The sequence below is a fragment of the Streptomyces sp. LaBMicrA B280 genome, assembly GCF_049222185.1.
GTDB classification, from domain to species: Bacteria; Actinomycetota; Actinomycetes; order Streptomycetales; family Streptomycetaceae; genus Streptomyces; species Streptomyces murinus.
The window spans coordinates 238,072-255,566 of record NZ_JBMJCT010000022.1 but is presented as its reverse complement, the minus strand read 5'-3'; the positions used below and the strand labels follow the sequence as shown (position 1 = coordinate 255,566).

Below are 17,495 nucleotides of genomic sequence, written 5' to 3'. Positions count from 1 at the left end.
TGATCATCTCTTTCGTACGACGACGAAGTCGGCGAGGGCCACGAAGGCGGCCCGCACCCGGTCCGGCATGACGACCGCGTCCAGGGCGCTGACGGCGATGGTGTGCTGGCGGCGCGCCTCCTCGGCGGTCCATGCGCGGCCGCCCGCCTCCTCGATGAGGGCGGCGCGGGCCGCGAACTCCTCCTCGGAGAAGTTCTCGAAGTCGCTGCTCTTGGCGTCGGCGGCGAGGATCTCGCCGAGCCGCTCGGAGGCGGGTCCGCCGGCCGCGAGCGCGGCGACCACCGGCAGCGACTTCTTGCGCTGGCGCAGGTCGCTCCAGGTCTGCTTGCCGGTGGACTCCGGGTCGCCCCAGATGCCGAGCAGGTCGTCCACCGCCTGGAAGGCGAGGCCGAGGTGGTAGCCGTAGCGCTCCAGCGCGTCGGCGGTGGCGTCGTCGGCGCCGCCGAGGACCGCGCCGATGGAGGAGGCGCAGGCGAGCAGCGCGCCGGTCTTGTTGCCCTCCATCTCCAGGCACTCCTCGACGCTGACGCGATCGCGGTGCTCGTAGGAGATGTCCTGGGCCTGACCGTCGATCAGGGCGCGGGTGGCGGTGGTCAGCCGACGGGTGGCGCGGCCGGCCTCGACCGAACCCAGCTCCAGCAGCAGCTCGTTGGCCAGCGCGAACAGGGCGTCGCCGACCAGGATCGCCTGGGCCGGGCCGTGCACCTTCCAGACGGTGTCGCGGTGGCGGCGCTGCTCGTCGCCGTCCATCAGGTCGTCGTGCAGCAGCGAGAAGTTGTGGACCAGTTCGACGGCGACGGCGCCCGGGACGCCGGTCTCGGGCGCGCTGCCGGTGACCTCGGCGGAGAGCACGGCGAGCGCGGGGCGTACGGCCTTGCCGCCGTCGCCGTCGGCCGGGTTGCCGGCGGCGTCGATCCAGCCGAAGTGGTAGGCGGCGACGGTGTCCATGGGAGGAGCGAGGCGGTCGACGGCCGCACGCAGGACCGGTGTGGCCAGGGTCCGTCCGCGCTCCAGCAGCGCGGTGACGTCCACCGCGGTCTCCGTCGAGGCCGGGGGCACAGTGGGCACAGTCTCTCCTCTTGTTGCGGTACCGAAGGTGCGGGGGCCTGCCGCCGGCTGCCGATGAGGCATCAGGCCGCCTCCTCGAAGGCGAAGAGACGGCTCGGGCGGGGCCGGCCCAGGGCGCGGAGCGCGGCGTCGGCCGCGCTCACTCCGCTGCGGACCGCACTCTCCATGGTCGCGGGCCACCCGGTGGCGGTCCACGCTCCGGCCAGGTACAGGCCGGATGCCTTGGTGCGGGCGCCGGGCCGCAGACGCCCGACGCCGGGGGTGGGCGCGAACGTCGCCGTACGCTCCCGGGTCACGAAGAAGTCCTCGATCACGGCGCCGCGCGTGCCCGGGAGGAGCTTCTCCAACTCCGGGACGTAGCGCGCGCGCAGGTCCGCGACGGGGAGGTCGATGTCGTCCTGCGCGGCCGACTGGGACAGCGCGAGGTACTGGCCCGAGCGCAGTCCGGAGGCGTGGGTGCGGTCGAACACCCACTGCACGGGGGTGCCGAGGGCGGCGAAGAAGGGCCGCGCGAGCACCTTGCGGTCGTACACCACATGCACGTTGAGGATGGGGGCGGTGCCGATCTCAAGGAGCCGCTCGGGGGCGTCGAGAGCGCCGGGCGGCAGCAGTTCGTACGCCTCGCGCTGGGGTACGGCGAGGACGACCGCGTCGGTTTCGATCCGCTCGCCGGGAACCTCGACGCGCCAGCCGCCGTTCTCCATGACAGAGACGGAGGTGACGCGTGAACGGACCTCGGTACGCACGCCCGCGGAGTCGAGCGCCCTGCGGGCCAGCCGGTCGTGCAGTTCGCCCAGCGGGACATGGGCCCAGCCGATGTCGGCCGCTCCCGGGTCGGACAGCAGACCGGTCTTGAACACCATCGCGGCGAGCCCCAGCGAGGAGTCGCCCGCGACCGCGTTGAGGGTGGCGACCCCGACCAGGTCCCACAGGGCCTCGATGGCACGCGCCGACTGGCCGTGGGCGGCCAGCCAGCTGCCGAAGTCCTGGGCGTCCAGGGTCGGATCGGCGAGGTCGAGACCCTTGAGCGCGAGCGCGGCACGCCCGACGGAGGCGCGCTCGGCGAGCGAGAGATGCGGATAGGCGGCCAGGCTGCGCCCCAGATGCAGGGGCACGGGCAGCGGGTCGCGCCGCAGTCTGCCGAGCCGCCGGCCCTCGGGCTTGGCGAGGTCCACGACGGGCACGTCCAGGCGGTCCTGAAGCGGTGCCAGCGCCGCGCCCTCGATCCGGTCGAGGAACCAGCGGTAGGCGGTGCAGCAACGCAGGTACACGTGCTGGCCGTTGTCGACGGTCAGTTCGCCGCGCTGGAAGGAGAAGGCGAGGCCGCCCAGCCTGGGCCTGCCTTCGAGCAGGGTGACGCGGACGCCCGCGTCGGCGAGGGCGAGCGCCGCGGTGATGCCGGCGAGGCCGCCGCCGATCACGACGGCGCCGCGTGCCGCGCTCTCGGGGGTGCGCTGTCCCGGTGCGGGGCGTGCGCCGTCGCTCATGGTGCATCCTTCCGTGCGTGCCGGCCGTGCTGGTTGAACGGTGCACGTACGGTCGTCGCAGTCAGGGACGCCACGCCGTGGCGCGGGGTTGCCCGGCGGAAGTCCCCTGGTGCGGTGAGGTCCATCAGACGCGCCTCCCGAGGGACCGCCCGGCGCCGTGCCGGGTGACCTGCCGGGTGTCGAGTCCGGACAGGCCGCGCACGGCGACGTACGCCTTCTCGTGGCCGGGCAGCGAGACCCGGCCGCGCAGCACGGCCTCGGGGTCGCGCGCGATGCGGTCGAGGAGGCGGCGGTAGATGCCGGCCATGGCGGCCACGCAGGCGCCGCTGCGCCGGTCGAGCATGGGCAGCAGCTGGTAACCCTCGGCGAAAAGGGCGCGGGCACGGCGGACCTCGAAGTGCACGAGGCCCGCGAAGTCGGAGCCCTCCGGCGGCGTGGGCCGCTCGAAGCCGGCCGCGCAGCCGAACTTGGCCAGGTCGTCGGCGGGCAGATACGTACGGCCGCCCTGGGCGTCCTCGCGGACGTCCCGGAGGATGTTGGTGAGCTGGAGCGCGAGTCCGAGCGTGTCGGCGTACTCGGCGGCGCGCTCGGCGCCGCGGGCGCCCGGTTCGGTGCCGAACACGCCGAGCGAGAGACGGCCGATGGCACCGGCGACACACCGGCAGTAGACCTTCAGGTCGTCCCAGGTCTCGTAGGTCTCCCCGCGCGTGTCCATCTCGACGCCGTCGATCAGCTCGTCCAGGCCGCCGAGCGGGATCGGGAAGGCGTCGGCGGCATGGGTGAGCGCGACGGCCACCGGATCGGTGTCGTCCTCCTCGATGCCGCCCGCCCGGATCCGGGCGAGCAGGGCCCGGGTCTCCTGGAGCCGTGCCACCTTCACGTCGTGGGCCAGATCACCGTCGCCGATGTCGTCGACACGCCGTGAGAACGCGTACAGCGCCGACATGGCGCGCCGCTTCGGCGTGGGCAGCAGCCGGATGCCGTACGCGAAGTTACGGGCCTGCTGACCGGTCACCGTCTCGCAGTAGCGGTAGGCGGCGAGCACCGGTGCGGACACGTGCGACGCAGACTCCACGGTCCGGATCACCCCTCTCCTCGCAGAATCACGCCCGCCTCACGCAGCAACTGGACCTTGCCTGGTTTGGGCGGGCCGGGAAGAACGTCGTATTCGGCGGCGGCGATCGCGTGGACCGCCGCCTTTCCCCCCGCCACGAACCCTGCGAGCAGCAGCTTCAACCTGCCGTGGACGCTACCCACCAGGGGGGCGCCTTCATTCAGCAGATCGCGGGCGCGTTGTGCTTCGTATGCAACCAGGGCGCGCACCGATGCGCCCGCGGTTTTCGCGGACAGATCCGTTTCCGAGACGTGGAAGCGCTTCATGTCCTCGGCCGGAAGATAGATCCGGTCGCGGCCGAAGTCCTCGGCGACGTCCTGGAGGTGTTCCACGATCTGGAGCGCGGTGCAGATCGCGTCGGACAGACGGATCCGCTCGGGGGTCGAGGTGCCGGTGACGGCGAGGACGAGACGGCCGACGGGGTTGGCGGACAGTTCGCAGTAGGCGAGGAGGTCGTCGTACGTCTCGTACCGGGTGACGAGCTGGTCCTGGCGGTTGGCGGCGATCAGGCCGAGGAACGGCTCGGGGGTGAGCGCCCGGCGCCGTACGACGGGCTGGAGCCGGCGCAGCAGGGGATGGCTCGGGGTGGCGTCGAAGACGCGGCGCAGATCGGCCTCGAAGGCGTCGAGCAGCAGCAGCCGGTCCTCGGCGTCGGTGGCCGACACGCCGAGCTGTTCGGCGTCGGCTCCGCCGGGGGCGAGGTCGCCGTCGCCGATGTCGTCGACCAGACGGGCGAAGCCGTAGACCGCCATGAGGTCGTCGCGCCAGTCGCGGGGCAGGAAGAAGGGGGCCACGGGGAAGTTCTCGCGCGCGGCCTTGTCGAGGGTGGCGCGTTCCAGGTCCGGCGCCGGTTTGGTGGCCGTCATCGGGCGACGCCCGGGGCGGCAACGGCACATGCTGCGTTGAGCTGGGGAGTTTCCGTAGCCATTGCCGTCACATCTCCCGTTCTACACTGCTGACCCAATACACACTATTTCGGACACGCCGCCCGGCAATTCGCGGGGCGTGGCCTGGCGCAGGGTGTCGCGCATTATCGCCCCACTTGCCGCTTTCCGGCACCGGTACAGCTTACGTTGTACAACACATCAAGATTCGAGGGGGTGTCCCGCACATCACAACAACACACCGATTGGCGTCAAGATTCCTGAGGGCCTTGGGAGTTGACGCTTCCTTTGCAGACGCGGGGCCCCGCCGGAAGGTTGCCGGCGGGGCCCTGGCCGAAACAGTTCACTTGCCGGTGAACTTCTCGTACTCCTTGAGCACCTCTTCGGTCGGCCCGTCCATGCGCAGCTCACCGCGTTCCAGCCACAGCACGCGGTTGCAGGTGTCGCGGATGGACTTGTTGTTGTGGCTGACCAGAAAGACCGTGCCGGCCTCCTTGCGCAGTTCCCGGATGCGTTCCTCCGAGCGCTTCTGGAACTTGCGGTCACCGGTGGCGAGGGCCTCGTCGATCATGAGGACGTCGTGATCCTTGGCGGCCGCGATCGAGAAACGCAGCCGCGCGGCCATACCGGAGGAGTAGGTGCGCATCGGCAGGGTGATGAAGTCGCCCTTCTCGTTGATACCGGAGAAGTCGACGATGTCCTGATAGCGCTCCCTGATCTGCTCGCGCGACATGCCCATGGCGAGACCACCCAGGATGACGTTGCGCTCGCCGGTCAGGTCGTTCATCAGGGCCGCGTTCACACCCAGCAGGGAGGGCTGGCCGTCGGTGTAGACCTTGCCCCGCTCCGCGGGCAGCAGGCCGGCGATGGCGCGCAGCAGGGTGGACTTGCCGGAGCCGTTGGAGCCGATCAGGCCGATGGCCTCGCCGCGGTAGGAGACGAAGGAGACCCCGCGCACGGCGTGCACCTTGCGCACGCCCCGCTCCTCGCCGCGCTTGAGGATCCGGCTGAGGGCGGCCGTCGCGCTGCCCTTGCCGGTCTTGGCGCCGTTGACCCGGTAGACGATGTGCAGATCGTCCGCGATGACCGTCGGGCGGCGCTCGCCGGTGTCCGTGGTGCTCTGCTGGGGGTTCCGCTCGGCGTTCTGCTCAGCCACGGCCGTACCGCTCCTCCGCCTTCCAGAAGTACACGAAGCCGCCGGCGAAGACCGCCACGGCCCAGAACGCCGCGATCGCCCACACGTGCGGGGGCAGGTTCGAGGCGCCGTAGCCGTCGATCAGCGCGAAGCGCATCAGGTCCATGTAGACCGCGGCCGGGTTGACCTGGAGCAGCCGCACCGCCCACTCCGGGCGGTCCGCCATCATCGTGCTGATGGAGAACATCACGCCGGAGGTGTACATCCAGGTGCGCAGCACGAACGGCATCAGCTGCGCCATGTCCGGCGTCTTGGCACCCATCCGGGCCACGATCAGCGCGAGGCCGGTGTTGAACAGGAACTGCAGCGCCAGGATCGGCACGATCAGGAGCCAGGACATCCCGGGGTAGCTGCCGAAGCCGATCGCCACGATGAACAGCACGATCATCGAGAACAGCAGCTGCTGGAGCTGCTGGAGCGAGAAGGAGACGGGCAGCGAGGCACGCGGGAAGTGCAGGGCGCGCACCAGGCCGAGGTTCCCGGAGATGGCGCGCACGCCCGACATGACCGAGCTCTGCGTGAAGGTGAACACGAAGACGCCGGTGACCAGGAACGGGATGTACACGTCATGGGACATGCCGCGGCTGGCGTGCAGGATGACGCCGAAGATGAAGTAGTACACGGCCGCGTTCAGCAGCGGGGTGGCGACCTGCCACAGCTGCCCGAGCTTGGCCTGGCTGTACTGCGCCGTCAGCTTCGCCTGCGAGAAGGCGAGGATGAAGTGGCGCCGGCTCCACAGCTGACGGACGTACTCCACCAGCGAGGGACGGGCGCCGCTGACGGCGAGCCCGTACCTGGCGGCCAGCTCGGCCGGCGTCAGCCCCTCGTCGGGCGACGGTATCGCGCTCACCGCGACACCGGCGTCATGCGTTGTGTGACTCACGAGTAAGAACCCGGACTCTCTCGGTAAGAAGCTTGCTGTTCAGGTAAGAAGCTTCTCAGATGACCGGGGGACGGCCCAGCCGGGTGAGCCGCCAGACCGTGCGCCAGCGCATCGGACGGCGCGGGCCGCAGGGCGTGGTCCAGCCCTCCTTGAAGCCGCCGAACCAGGCCGCGAGGGCCGGCCGCGAGGGCCGCCGGGCGAGCGTGAGCAGCAGCCAGACGCCCAGGTAGACGGGGACCAGCGGGGCGGGGAGGTTGCGCCGGGCGAGCCAGACGCGGTTGCGGGCCACCATGCGGTGGTAGACGGCGTGCCGCGAGGGCGCGGTCGTCGGGTGGAACAGCACCATGTCGGAGCGGTAGTCGATCAGCCAGCCGGCGTCCAGCGCCCGCCAGGCCAGATCGGTCTCCTCATGGGCGTAGAAGAACTCGGCGGGCAGCCCGCCGACCTCGCCGAGCACCTTGGTGCGCACCGCGTTGGCGCCGCCCAGGAAGGTGGTCACCCGCGAGGAGCGCATCGGGTCCGCGGCGCGCAGCCGGGGCACATGGCGGCGCTGGGTCTCGCCGGTCTCGGGATCGGCGATGCGGAAGCTGATGATGCCCAGCTCCGGGTCGGCGGTGAACGCCTCGCGGCACAGCTCGGCGGTGTCGTGCCGGGCGAGCAGGCCGTCGTCGTCCAGGAAGAGCAGGATGTCGACGTCCTGGCCGCCGGGGCCGAACGCCTCGATGCCGACGTTGCGGCCGCCCGGGATGCCCAGGTTCTCCGGCAGCTCGACGGTGCGCACACCCTCGGGGACGTCGGGCACCGGGGAGCCGTTGCCGACGACGACCACCTCGACGGGGTCGCCGTCCTGCTTGGCGACCGAGTCGAGCAGGGCGCGCAGCTCCTCGGGCCGGTTGCCCATGGTGATGATGACGGCGCCGACGCGCGGGGCCGCGCTCACTTCAGCCTGCTGGAGGCGAGGATGGACACCAGGTGCAGCAGCGTCTGGAGCAGGGCGATGCCCGCGAGGACGGCGGTGCCGAGCCGGGTGAAGAACAGATCGCCGTGGATCTGGTCCGCGACGGCGAGGAGCACGATCAGCAGCGATGCCTCGATGCCGAGGATGAGCCGGTGGAACTTCAGCGCCGAGGCGGCCCGGCGGGCCAGCGCCATCCCGGAGGAGCGCGGCTCGGCGGCGGCCTCCTGGACCGGCGGCTTGCCCGTCTGGTGCCGGGCGACACCGACCAGGTCGGTCTCCGCCTTGATCAGGATCGCGCCGAGCGCGGCCAGGGTGCCGAGGAAGGCCCACAGCCAGTCGATACGGCCGGTGCCCCACACGTCGGCCGCGCGCAGCCCGAGGCCGACCAGCACGGCCGCGTCGGTGAGGTAGGCGCCGACGCGGTCCAGGTAGACACCGGCGAGGGAGTACTGCCCCCGCCAGCGGGCGATCTCGCCGTCGACGCAGTCCAGCAGCAGGTACAGCTGGGTGGCGACCACGCCGAGGATCGCGCCCCAGATCCCCGGCACCAGCAGGGCCGGGGCCGCGAGCACACCGCACAGGGTCATCAGGTACGTGAGCTGGTTGGGCGTGACCCTGGTGTTCACCAGGTAGCGGTCGATGCGCAGGGAGACCTCACGCATGTAGAGGCGTCCCGCCCAGTGCTCACCGCTGCGCCGGTCCTTCACCCCGGCGGGGTGGACGACCGGACGGAGTTCAGCTACCGATGGCCTTGACATAGTCGGCGTAGATGTCCTTGATCTGGTTCGGCTTGAGGTCGAGGTGTTCGAGGATGGTGTAGCGGCCGGGCCGGGTCTCCGGCGCGAACTCCACGGCGCGGACGAACTCGTCCACGGTGAAGCCGATCTCCTCCGGCAGCACCGGGAGCCCGTGCCGGCGCAGCACCTGGGCGGTGTGCCCGGCCTCCTCGTGGGCCCCGCGCAGATACATCGCGAAGGCCGCGCCGAGCCCGCACTGCTCGCCATGGGCGGCCGCGCGCTTCGGGAACAGCAGGTCGAACGCGTGGTTGATCTCGTGGCAGGAGCCGGAGGAGGGCCGGGAGTCGCCGGAGATCGACATCGAGATACCGCTGAGGACCAGCGCCTCGGCGAGCACCTGGAGGAAGCCGTTGTCGCCGATGCCGCCCGGGTGCCGCAGCACCGCCTCGCCGGCCTGGCGGGCCATGGCCGCGGCGAGCCCGTCGATCTTCTCGCCGTTGACCTTGTGGGACAGCTCCCAGTCCGCGATCGCGTTGATGTTGGAGATGGCGTCGCCGATACCGGCCCGGACGAAGCGGGCCGGGGCCGCGCGGATCACGTCCAGGTCGATGACGACCGCGATCGGGTTCGGCACACCGTAGGAGCCGCGCCCCGCGTCGTTGTCGAGCGTGGCGACCGGCGAGCACAGGCCGTCGTGCGCGAGGTTGGTGGGCACGGCGACCAGGGGCAGACCGATCCGGGCCGCGGCGAACTTGGCGCAGTCGATGATCTTGCCGCCGCCGAGTCCGACCACCGCGTCGTAGTGGCCGGACTTCATCTCGCCGGCCAGCCGGATCGCGTCGTCCAGGGTGCCGCCGCCCACCTCGTACCAGGACGCGCCGGGCAGCGAGGGGGCGAGGCGCTCGCGCAGCTGGGCGCCGGAGCCGCCGCTGACGGCGACGGCGAGGCGGCCCGACTGGGAGATGCGCTCGTCGGCGAGGACACCGGCCAGGTCGTCCAGGGCACCCGGGCGGATGTCCACGACGACCGGCGAGGGGATCAGCCGGGTCAGTAGCGGCACGCGATCTCCCGCCCCTTGGCCAGGTCGTCGTGGTTGTCGATCTCGACCCAGGAGACGTCGCCGATGGGCGCCACGTCGATCCGGAAGCCGCGGTCGACCAGCTCCTGGTAGCCGTGCTCGTAGAACTGCTGCGGGTCGGTCTCCCAGACCGTCTTCAGCGCGTCGCCCAGCTCCTCGGCGGCGTCGCCCTCGATCAGGGTCACGCCGATGTACTCACCGGTCGCCTCGGCCGGGTCCATCAGCTTGGTGATCCTCGTCATGCCCTTGGCGGGGTCGACGACGACCTTCATCTCCTCGTCCGCCAGGGACTTCACGGTGTCCAGCGCGAGGATGATCTTCTTGCCGTCGCCGCGGGCGGCCAGCAGCGTCTTCTCGACCGAGACCGGGTGCACGGTGTCGCCGTTGGCGAGGATCACGCCGTCCTTGAGCGCGTCGCGCCCGCACCACAGGGAGTAGGCGTTGTTCCACTCCTCGGCCTTGTCGTTGTCGATCAGGGTGAGCTTGAGGCCGTACTTCTCCTCGAGCGCGGCCTGGCGCGCGTAGACGGCCTCCTTGCGGTAGCCGACGATGATCGCGACCTCGGTCAGCCCGATCTCCGCGAAGTTGCCGAGGGTGAGGTCGAGAACCGTGGGCTCGCCCTCTATGCCCGCGGGCCCCACCGGCACCAGCGCCTTGGGCAGGGTGTCCGTGTAGGGGCGCAGACGCCGTCCGGCGCCGGCCGCCAGCACGAGGCCGATCATGCGGTTTCTCCTTCATCGTGTACGGCGGGTGCCCCTGCGGACACCCAGAACCGGATGCTCTCCGCGAGCACCACCAGGGCGACGATCACGGCGAGCACCGTGAGCGCGGCCGTGAACTGCGCGGCGGTGAGCGCCGCGGCCAGGACGGTGACGAGCAGGGTGCGCCCGTCATGCCCCCCTATGGAGCGCACCAGCCAGGCCGGCGGCGCTCCGGCGTTGCCGCGGATGCGGTACACCGTGTCGTAGTGATGGTAGGCGACCGCCGCCACCAGCCCGAAAGCCGCGGGAAGCGCCCCGTTCACCCCCGCTTTGCACGCGAGTGCGAGGACGGTGCCGTACTCGGCGGCGCGGAAGAACGGCGGGACCAGCCAGTCGAGGGCGCCCTTGAGCGGGCGGGCGACGGCGAGGGCCGAGGTCAGGACGTAGACCAGGGCGCCGATCACCGGTACCACCGAGCCGTGTCCGGAGAGGGCCGAGCAGGCGACGACCGCGGCGCCGCCGAGCAGGGCGGCGGCGGGGACGGCGAGGCCGGGCAGACCGCGCCGGGCGACGCGCCCGAGCGTCTCGGTGAGCGGGCCGGAGTCGGCGAGGTCGGCCAGCGCCTGCGCGGCGCGGTCGGTGCGGTGCGCCTTGCGGGTCAGCGAGCGCAGCACCCGGCCCGCGGTGGTGTACGTGGCGGCGAAGGCGCAGCCGACGAGCAGCGCGTAGAAGGTGATCCGCGGGGTGGTGACGGCGGTCAGGACCGCGATCATCGCCCAGCGCTCGCCGATCGGCAGCACTATCATCCGGCGCACCCAGACCGTCCAGCCGACGCTGTCCAGCTTGTCGGAGAGGGCGGCGGTGGGGCTGGTGTTGGCGGTGGCGTCGTGGTTGGCCTCGGTGAAGGAGAAGTCGACCACGTGCCGGCAGGTCTGGAGGACCATTGCGCCGAGCGCGAGGGCCCATACGTCGTCATGGCCGCCGCGGGCCGCGCCCAGGGCGAGCCCGGCGTAGTAGGCGTACTCCTTGGCCCGGTCGAAGGTGGCGTCGAGCCAGGCGCCGAGGGTGGAGTACTTCAGGGCGTAGCGGGCGAGCTGGCCGTCGGTGCAGTCCAGCACGAAGGAGGCGATCAGCAGCACACCGGCGGCTATGAAACCGCCGCGGGTGCCGGTGGCCGCGCAGCCCGCCGCGATCAGCGCGGTGAGCAGTGAGGCGGTGGTGACCTGGTTCGGGGTCAGACCGCGGCGTGCGCACCAGCGGGCGAGGTAGCGCGAGTACGGGCTGATGCAGTACGTGGTGAAGAAGCCGTCGCGGGACTTCACGGCCGACTTCAGGCGTACGGCCTCGTCGTCGACGGCGGCGACGGCCTGCCGCGCCTCGTTGCGGGCCTGCGGGTCGGCGGGTACGACGGCCACGAGGCTGCCCAGCTCGGGGCGGTGCACCTCGCTGCCGTCGGCGTCCAGCTCGGTGACGATCCGGTCGGCCAGGCTGCCGACGGCGACCGCGGTGCCGCCGCCCGAGGAGGTCTCGCGGGCCACGGCGCGGGTCAGCGCCTGCCTACGCCGCCGCTCTCATGAACGACGCCTGGTCGCAGAGCGAGCCCGCTGCTCGCGAAGTGCCCCACGTTCACACACTCCGTCGCCCCGATCCGCATCCTGCGCGCCAGCGGCTGGTGGACATGCCCGAAGAGCGAATACCGGGGCCGGCTGCGCGGTGACGGCGCCGGGGACGGCGGCGAGCGGGAAGCGGGGGTCGGTCAGGCCGAGCCGCAGGGCGTGCGCGTGGCCGACGAAACCGGCGTCGACCACGGCCACGCGGTCACCGGCGGGGGCGGCCGCGAGCAGGGCCTCGGTCTCGGCGGTGCTCTCCGCCGTCCGGACGTCGAAGCCGAGGGACCGCAGATCGCTCTCGAGCGACGATCCGGGGACCGGCTGACCGGTGACGATGGCGGTCGGCAACCGAACTCACTCCCTGGGTGCCGGCGCGTCGGCGCCGGTCTTCTGCATGGTGGGACGCCCTTGCCTGCGGCACCCGGGCGGCATGTCGGCAGAGGGTATCGGATGAACCGAAGCCCGTGTTCACCGGCCGTTCACGACCCGTCCCGCGTCCGGGGCACCGCCCTTTGCCGCGATCATCATGAGCGATCCCGCCCCCGCCCCACAAACCGCGGCCGCAGACCCGGGCATCCGGGACACGCGGGTCGACGAGGGGTGTGCGGTCGGTCGCCGAGGGCTACGGGCCGCCCGGCGGCGCCGGTGCGCGACCCCCCGCGGAGCATAGGGTGAGGAAACATGACCTGGCTGATCACCGGCGGTGCCGGATACATCGGGGCGCATGTGGCACGCGCCATGGCCGGCGCCGGCGAGAAGGTCGTCGTACTGGACGACCTCTCCGCCGCCGTACCCGCACGGCTCCCCTCCGACGTCCCGCTCGTCACCGGCTCCACCCTGGACGGCCCCCGGCTGCGCGAGGTCCTCACGGAGCACGGCGTCACCGGCGTCGTCCACCTCGCCGCCCGCAAGCAGGTCGCCGAGTCCGTCGCCGAGCCCACCCGCTACTACCAGGAGAACGTCGGCGGTCTCGCCACCCTCCTGGACGCCATGGCCGCCTCGGACGTCCACCGGCTGCTGTTCTCCTCCTCCGCCGCGGTGTACGGCAACCCGGACGCGGACCTGATCACCGAGGACACCCCCTGCGCGCCGGTCAACCCCTACGGGGAGACCAAGCTGGCGGGTGAGTGGCTGGTCCGGGCGGCCGGGCGGGCGTACGGGATCTCCACCGTGTGCCTGCGCTACTTCAACGTGGCGGGCGCCGCCGCGCCGGAGCTCGCGGACACCGGGGTGTTCAACATCGTGCCGATGGTCTTCGACCGGCTCACCCGCGGCGAGGCCCCCCGGATCTTCGGCGACGACTACCCGACGCCGGACGGCACCTGTGTGCGGGACTACATCCATGTGGCCGACCTCGCCGAGGCCCACCTCGCCGCGGCGCGCCGTCTCGCCGGGGACGCCCCGGCCGGCGATCTCACGCTGAACATCGGCCGCGGCGAGGGCGTCTCGGTCCGGGAGCTGATCACGGTCATCGGCGAGGTCTCCGGAGACCGCCGGGAACCGGTCGTGGAGCCCCGCAGGCCCGGTGACGCGCCCCGCGCGGTCGCCTCGGCCGAACGCGCCGCCCGGGAACTGGGCTGGCGCGCCCGCCGCGATGTCCGCGCGATGGTCGCCTCGGCCTGGGAGGGCTGGCGGCTGCACCACGGCAAGTAGCCCGCACCGCCCTGACCAGCGGATCGTTTCCGCAGGTCAGGGCACATGACAACGGTGTTCAGTGCCGCGTTGCCCGATACCCCCCGCCCGTAGTTCACTGGGCCCTTGGACGACCACGGAAGGACGGTTCCGCCATGGGGGCTGGGCACGATCACGGGCATGCGCACACCCATGCGCCTCCCACGGGCACGGCCGCGGCCGCCTACCGCGGCAGGCTGCGGATCGCCCTCTGCATCACGCTGACGATCATGGTGGTGGAGATCGCCGGCGGGCTCCTCGCGGACTCCCTCGCGCTGATCGCGGACGCCGCGCACATGGCGACCGACGCGGTGGGCCTCGGCATGGCGCTGCTGGCGATCCACTTCGCCAACCGACCGGCGAGCGCCAACCGCACCTTCGGCTACGCCCGCGCCGAGATCCTCGCCGCCCTGGCCAACTGCGTGCTGCTGCTCGGCGTCGGCGGCTACGTCCTGTACGAGGCGGTCCAGCGGTTCGTCACCCCCGCGGACACCCACGGCGGTCTGATGATCGTGTTCGGCGCGATCGGCCTGGTGGCGAACTCCATCTCGCTGACCCTGCTGATGCGCGGCCAGCAGGAGAGCCTGAACGTGCGCGGCGCCTTCCTGGAGGTCGCCGCCGACGCGCTGGGCTCGGTCGCGGTGATGATCTCCGCCGCCGTGATCCTGCTCACCGGCTTCAAGTCCGCCGACCCGATCGCCTCGCTCGTCATCGGGCTGATGATCGTGCCGCGGACCCTGAAGCTGCTGCGGGAGACGCTGGACGTGCTCCTGGAGGCGGCGCCCAAGGACGTGGACATGGCGGAGGTCCGGGCGCACATCCTGGCGCTGGACGGCGTGGAGGACGTACACGATCTGCACGCCTGGACGATCACCTCGGGCATGCCGGTGCTCTCCGCGCACGTGGTGGTCAGCTCGGAGGCGCTCAGCGCCATCGGGCACGAGAAGATGCTGCACGAGCTCCAGGGCTGCATCGGCACGCACTTCGACGTCGAGCACTGCACCTTCCAGCTGGAGCCGGGCGGACACGCGGAGCACGAGGCGCGGCTCTGCCACTGAGCCGGCCGCGGACCGCCGCCGCCGTACCACCGGCGGTCCGCCGCCGTACCGGACACGGAAGGCATTCATCCGTTCGATGGCACCCGGACGGTTCCCTCCCGGGGCCCCCGGGCACGATGATCTACCGGGTCCCCCTTCCGGCGCCGTTCGCACGCTCTGACATGCGGGTGTGCCGGGAAGTGCCGGGAGTGCCGGATTCGTACGGCAGACTTGGGGGGCGAAGACCGAGGCGAAGGATGGGTATGCCGATCACACCTGCCACCGAGACGCACAGCTCGACGAACGACGCCGCACCGGCGATCTTGCTGGAACTCGTCGACGAGAAGGGCGTGACCATCGGCACCGCGGAGAAGCTCGCGGCCCATCAGGCGCCGGGGCGGCTGCACCGCGCGTTCTCGGTGTTCCTCTTCGACGAGCAGGGCCGGCTGCTGCTCCAGCAGCGGGCGCTCGGCAAGTACCACTCCCCCGGCGTGTGGTCCAACACCTGCTGCGGCCACCCCTACCCCGGCGAGGCGCCGTTCGCGGCCGCCGCCCGGCGTACGTACGAGGAGCTGGGCGTGTCCCCCTCGCTGCTGGCCGAGGCGGGCACCGTGCGCTACAACCACCCGGACCCGGCCTCGGGCCTGGTGGAGCAGGAGTTCAACCACCTGTTCGTCGGCCTGGTGCAGACGCCGCTCGCGCCGGACCCGGAGGAGGTCGCCGAGGCCGCCTTCGTGACCGCGCAGGAGCTGGCCGAGCGCCACGCCCGGGACACCTTCTCGGCCTGGTTCATGACGGTGCTGGACGCGGCCCGCCCCGCGGTCCGGGAGCTGACGGGCCCGGCCGCGGGCTGGTGACGCCCCGCGCGGCGCCCTGGACTCAGGGGTAGGCGGGCTTGAGCGGCAGGGCGGCCCAGATCACCTTGCCGCCGCTCGCGGTGTGCTCCACGTCGACCACCCCGCCCGCCTCCCGGGCCACCTCGCGCACCAGGAGCAGCCCCCGCCCGCCGGTCCGGCCGTGATCGGCCTCCAGCGCGGTCGGGCGGTAGGGGTGGTTGTCCTCCACGGACACCCGTACCCACTCGGCGCCGACCGCGACCTCCACGGCCACCATGGGCGAGAGCAGCGCCGCGTGCTTCACGGCGTTGGTGACCAGCTCGGAGACGATCAGCAGCAGGCCCTGCACCAGCTCCTCGGAGACCGGTACGCCCTGGCGCAGCAGCAGGTCCCGTACCGCGTGCCGGGCCTGCGGGACCGAGGCGTCCACCGCGGCCGCGGTGAACCGCCAGACACCCTCGTACGGCAGTGGATGGGGCGCCCGCTCGGCGTCCCCCGCTGGGCGCGGGCCGTCCCCGCGCCCGTGGTTGTCCATCGTCCGGTCGCCACCCTCGCGCTCGATTGTCACCACGCGTCGAGTGTTGGCAACGACCGGCTCCGGCCCGGACATCTGACCAGAAGTCGCCGGGTATCGAGCGCTTTTCGACCGACTGCTTATGACAACGTCACGTGTCGGACTGTTTTCACGCCCCCCGCTGCTCGCTGACGAGGCCGACGATCCGGCGGCCGCCGTAGCCGGTGGCGATCAGGCCGAGGCCGTCGAAGAGCAGCGCGAGCGAGAAGAAGGCGCCGATGACGTACTGGCTGCTGCTGGGCCAGTGGGCGAGGACCAGGATGCCGAGCAGCAGGTCGAAGACGCCGAGCAGCAGGGTCCAGCCGAACTGGGGGCCGCGCACGACGATGCTGCCGACCATCCGGAAGAGGCCGGCGGACAGGAAGAGCAGCGCGGCGAACATGGTGAGCGCGGCGGCGGCCGCGTGCGGCAGCCGGATGACGACGACGCCGGCCGCGATGTTCAGGGCGGCCACGATCACGCCGAGCCAGAAGAAGCTGGTGCCGCGGGCCTGGATCGCGTGCAGCAGTCCGACGATCCCGCCGATCAGCAGCAGCCAGCCGAACAGCAGCATCGAGGTGAGCGTGGCGACCCCGGTGTAGACGAGCCCGACGAGTCCGGCGAGGACGAGGATCACGCCGAGCACCGCGAGCAGGCCGAACCCCTGGCGCATCGATGTCGCCCTGTCCTTGGGCTTGCGCGCCCTGGCCATCGCCACCTCCTCGGGAATCAGCTGTTCCCGCCGATTCCGATTCCGCCGTTTCCACTGGAATCCCGTGCGTCTCGAATCCCGTGCATCCTGCTGTTTGCGAGCATTCCCCTATTCATGTCCCCCTCGGGGGCGGTCTCGTAACTCCGGGGGCGGGCGGATAGCATCCGGCGCATGGAGCCCCAGCTGTCCCACCAGGTCACCGACTCCGTCGCCACGGTCGTGATCGGCAATCCGGCCAAGCGCAACGCCATGACGGCCGACATGTGGCGGGCGCTGCCGCCGCTGCTGGCGCGGCTCGCGCGCGATCACGACGTACGGGCGCTGGTGCTGACCGGCGAGGGCACGACCTTCTGCGCGGGCGCGGACATCTCCACACTGCGGGTGTCGGCGCATCCGGCGCAGGGGCTCGCGATGGCGGCGGAGGAGGCGCTGGCCGCGTTCCCGAAGCCGACGGTGGCCGCGGTGCGCGGATACTGCGTGGGCGGCGGGGTGCAGCTCGCGGCGGCCTGTGATCTGCGACTGGCCGAGGAGGGCTCCCTGTTCGGGGTGACCCCGGCGCGGCTGGGCATCGTCTACCCCTCCTCCTCGACCCGTCGGCTGGTGTCGCTGGTGGGCCCGGCGACCGCCAAGTACCTGTTGTTCACGGCCGAGTTGATCGACACCGAGCGCGCGCTGCGCACCGGGCTGGTGGACGAGGTGCTGCCCGAGGGCGAACTCGACAAGCGGGTCGCCGAGTTGACGCGGACACTGGTCGCCCGCTCGGGGCTGACCCAGGCCGCCGCCAAGGAGTTCGCGAACGGCCGCGAGGACCGGGACGCCCACTGGACGGAAGCGGCCCGCACCGCCGACGACACCGCGGAGGGCGTGGCCGCCTTCCTGGAGCGCCGCTCCCCGCACTTCACCTGGACCCCGCCCGCGTGAGGCGCTCGCGCGGACAGCCTGCGGACACGCGGGGCCGGGGCCGTTCGACC

17 protein-coding genes and 2 pseudogenes are annotated in these 17,495 nt (G+C 71.8%); 4 read left to right on the top strand and 15 right to left on the bottom strand.

The window, feature by feature from the left end:
• Positions 1 to 3: 3 nt before the first annotated feature.
• The 13 genes and pseudogenes from ACLF5H_RS20515 to ACLF5H_RS20455 all read right to left on the bottom strand — a co-directional run.
• Positions 4 to 1,131: a polyprenyl synthetase family protein gene (locus ACLF5H_RS20515; RefSeq protein WP_421677461.1), complete on the bottom strand. Its 1,128-nt coding sequence runs from the start codon at positions 1,129 to 1,131 to the stop codon at positions 4 to 6.
• Complete coding sequence (hpnE, locus tag ACLF5H_RS20510; protein ID WP_421677460.1) at positions 1,131 to 2,555, bottom strand: hydroxysqualene dehydroxylase HpnE; 1,425 nt, start codon at positions 2,553 to 2,555, stop codon at positions 1,131 to 1,133. The genes ACLF5H_RS20515 and hpnE overlap by 1 nt, the downstream gene beginning before the upstream one ends.
• Positions 2,552 to 2,680, bottom strand: coding sequence for a DUF6380 family protein (locus tag ACLF5H_RS20505; protein WP_421677459.1), 129 nt, complete (start codon positions 2,678 to 2,680; stop codon positions 2,552 to 2,554). The genes hpnE and ACLF5H_RS20505 overlap by 4 nt, the downstream gene beginning before the upstream one ends.
• Positions 2,680 to 3,642, bottom strand: coding sequence for a presqualene diphosphate synthase HpnD (gene hpnD / locus ACLF5H_RS20500; RefSeq protein ID WP_421677458.1), 963 nt, complete (start codon positions 3,640 to 3,642; stop codon positions 2,680 to 2,682). The genes ACLF5H_RS20505 and hpnD overlap by 1 nt, the downstream gene beginning before the upstream one ends.
• Positions 3,639 to 4,535: a squalene synthase HpnC gene (gene hpnC, locus ACLF5H_RS20495; RefSeq protein WP_421677457.1), complete on the bottom strand. Its 897-nt coding sequence runs from the start codon at positions 4,533 to 4,535 to the stop codon at positions 3,639 to 3,641. The genes hpnD and hpnC overlap by 4 nt, the downstream gene beginning before the upstream one ends.
• Positions 4,536 to 4,896: 361 nt before the next feature.
• Positions 4,897 to 5,709, bottom strand: a complete 813-nt coding sequence (locus ACLF5H_RS20490) for an ABC transporter ATP-binding protein (protein ID WP_421677456.1) — start codon at positions 5,707 to 5,709, stop codon at positions 4,897 to 4,899.
• Positions 5,702 to 6,631: an ABC transporter permease gene (locus ACLF5H_RS20485; protein WP_421677455.1), complete on the bottom strand. Its 930-nt coding sequence runs from the start codon at positions 6,629 to 6,631 to the stop codon at positions 5,702 to 5,704. The genes ACLF5H_RS20490 and ACLF5H_RS20485 overlap by 8 nt, the downstream gene beginning before the upstream one ends.
• Positions 6,632 to 6,686: 55 nt before the next feature.
• A complete protein-coding gene (locus ACLF5H_RS20480; RefSeq protein WP_421677613.1) occupies positions 6,687 to 7,532 on the bottom strand; it encodes a glycosyltransferase family 2 protein in 846 nt (281 codons plus the stop codon).
• A gap of 35 nt (positions 7,533 to 7,567) precedes the next feature.
• Positions 7,568 to 8,347, bottom strand: coding sequence for a CDP-alcohol phosphatidyltransferase family protein (locus tag ACLF5H_RS20475; protein ID WP_421677454.1), 780 nt, complete (start codon positions 8,345 to 8,347; stop codon positions 7,568 to 7,570).
• Positions 8,325 to 9,386 carry an iron-containing alcohol dehydrogenase family protein gene (locus ACLF5H_RS20470; protein WP_421677453.1) on the bottom strand — a complete coding sequence of 354 codons (1,062 nt, stop codon included), beginning with the start codon at positions 9,384 to 9,386 and terminating at the stop codon, positions 8,325 to 8,327. Before ACLF5H_RS20470 ends, ACLF5H_RS20475 begins: the two co-directional genes overlap by 23 nt.
• Positions 9,374 to 10,126, bottom strand: coding sequence for a sugar phosphate nucleotidyltransferase (locus ACLF5H_RS20465; RefSeq protein WP_421677452.1), 753 nt, complete (start codon positions 10,124 to 10,126; stop codon positions 9,374 to 9,376). The genes ACLF5H_RS20470 and ACLF5H_RS20465 overlap by 13 nt, the downstream gene beginning before the upstream one ends.
• Positions 10,123 to 11,667: pseudogene (locus ACLF5H_RS20460) on the bottom strand (DUF5941 domain-containing protein); the annotation flags it as partial. The gene ACLF5H_RS20465 and the pseudogene ACLF5H_RS20460, both read right to left, overlap by 4 nt.
• 138 nt (positions 11,668 to 11,805) lie before the next feature.
• A pseudogene (locus ACLF5H_RS20455) lies at positions 11,806 to 12,063 on the bottom strand (CDP-alcohol phosphatidyltransferase family protein); the annotation flags it as partial.
• Positions 12,064 to 12,396: 333 nt separating this feature from the next.
• Here ACLF5H_RS20455 and galE point away from each other — a divergent pair.
• The 3 genes from galE (at position 12,397) to idi (ending at position 15,280) form a co-directional block, all read left to right on the top strand.
• The gene (gene galE, locus ACLF5H_RS20450) at positions 12,397 to 13,368 is read left to right on the top strand and encodes a UDP-glucose 4-epimerase GalE (RefSeq protein ID WP_421677451.1); all 972 of its coding nucleotides are present in this window, start codon (positions 12,397 to 12,399) and stop codon (positions 13,366 to 13,368) included.
• Positions 13,369 to 13,502: 134 nt separating this feature from the next.
• Positions 13,503 to 14,444 carry a cation diffusion facilitator family transporter gene (locus ACLF5H_RS20445; RefSeq protein ID WP_421677450.1) on the top strand — a complete coding sequence of 314 codons (942 nt, stop codon included), beginning with the start codon at positions 13,503 to 13,505 and terminating at the stop codon, positions 14,442 to 14,444.
• A gap of 242 nt (positions 14,445 to 14,686) precedes the next feature.
• Positions 14,687 to 15,280, top strand: a complete 594-nt coding sequence (gene idi / locus ACLF5H_RS20440) for an isopentenyl-diphosphate Delta-isomerase (RefSeq protein ID WP_421677449.1) — start codon at positions 14,687 to 14,689, stop codon at positions 15,278 to 15,280.
• A gap of 22 nt (positions 15,281 to 15,302) precedes the next feature.
• Here the strand turns inward: idi and ACLF5H_RS20435 are convergent, their stop codons facing one another.
• Together ACLF5H_RS20435 and ACLF5H_RS20430 are read right to left on the bottom strand one after the other, a co-directional pair.
• A complete protein-coding gene (locus tag ACLF5H_RS20435; protein ID WP_086805866.1) occupies positions 15,303 to 15,794 on the bottom strand; it encodes an ATP-binding protein in 492 nt (163 codons plus the stop codon).
• 148 nt (positions 15,795 to 15,942) lie between these two features.
• Positions 15,943 to 16,524, bottom strand: coding sequence for an HdeD family acid-resistance protein (locus ACLF5H_RS20430; protein WP_421677448.1), 582 nt, complete (start codon positions 16,522 to 16,524; stop codon positions 15,943 to 15,945).
• A gap of 171 nt (positions 16,525 to 16,695) precedes the next feature.
• Here ACLF5H_RS20430 and ACLF5H_RS20425 point away from each other — a divergent pair, with 171 nt between their 5' ends.
• Positions 16,696 to 17,445 carry an enoyl-CoA hydratase/isomerase family protein gene (locus ACLF5H_RS20425; RefSeq protein ID WP_421677447.1) on the top strand — a complete coding sequence of 250 codons (750 nt, stop codon included), beginning with the start codon at positions 16,696 to 16,698 and terminating at the stop codon, positions 17,443 to 17,445.
• Positions 17,446 to 17,495: the final 50 nt, after the last annotated feature.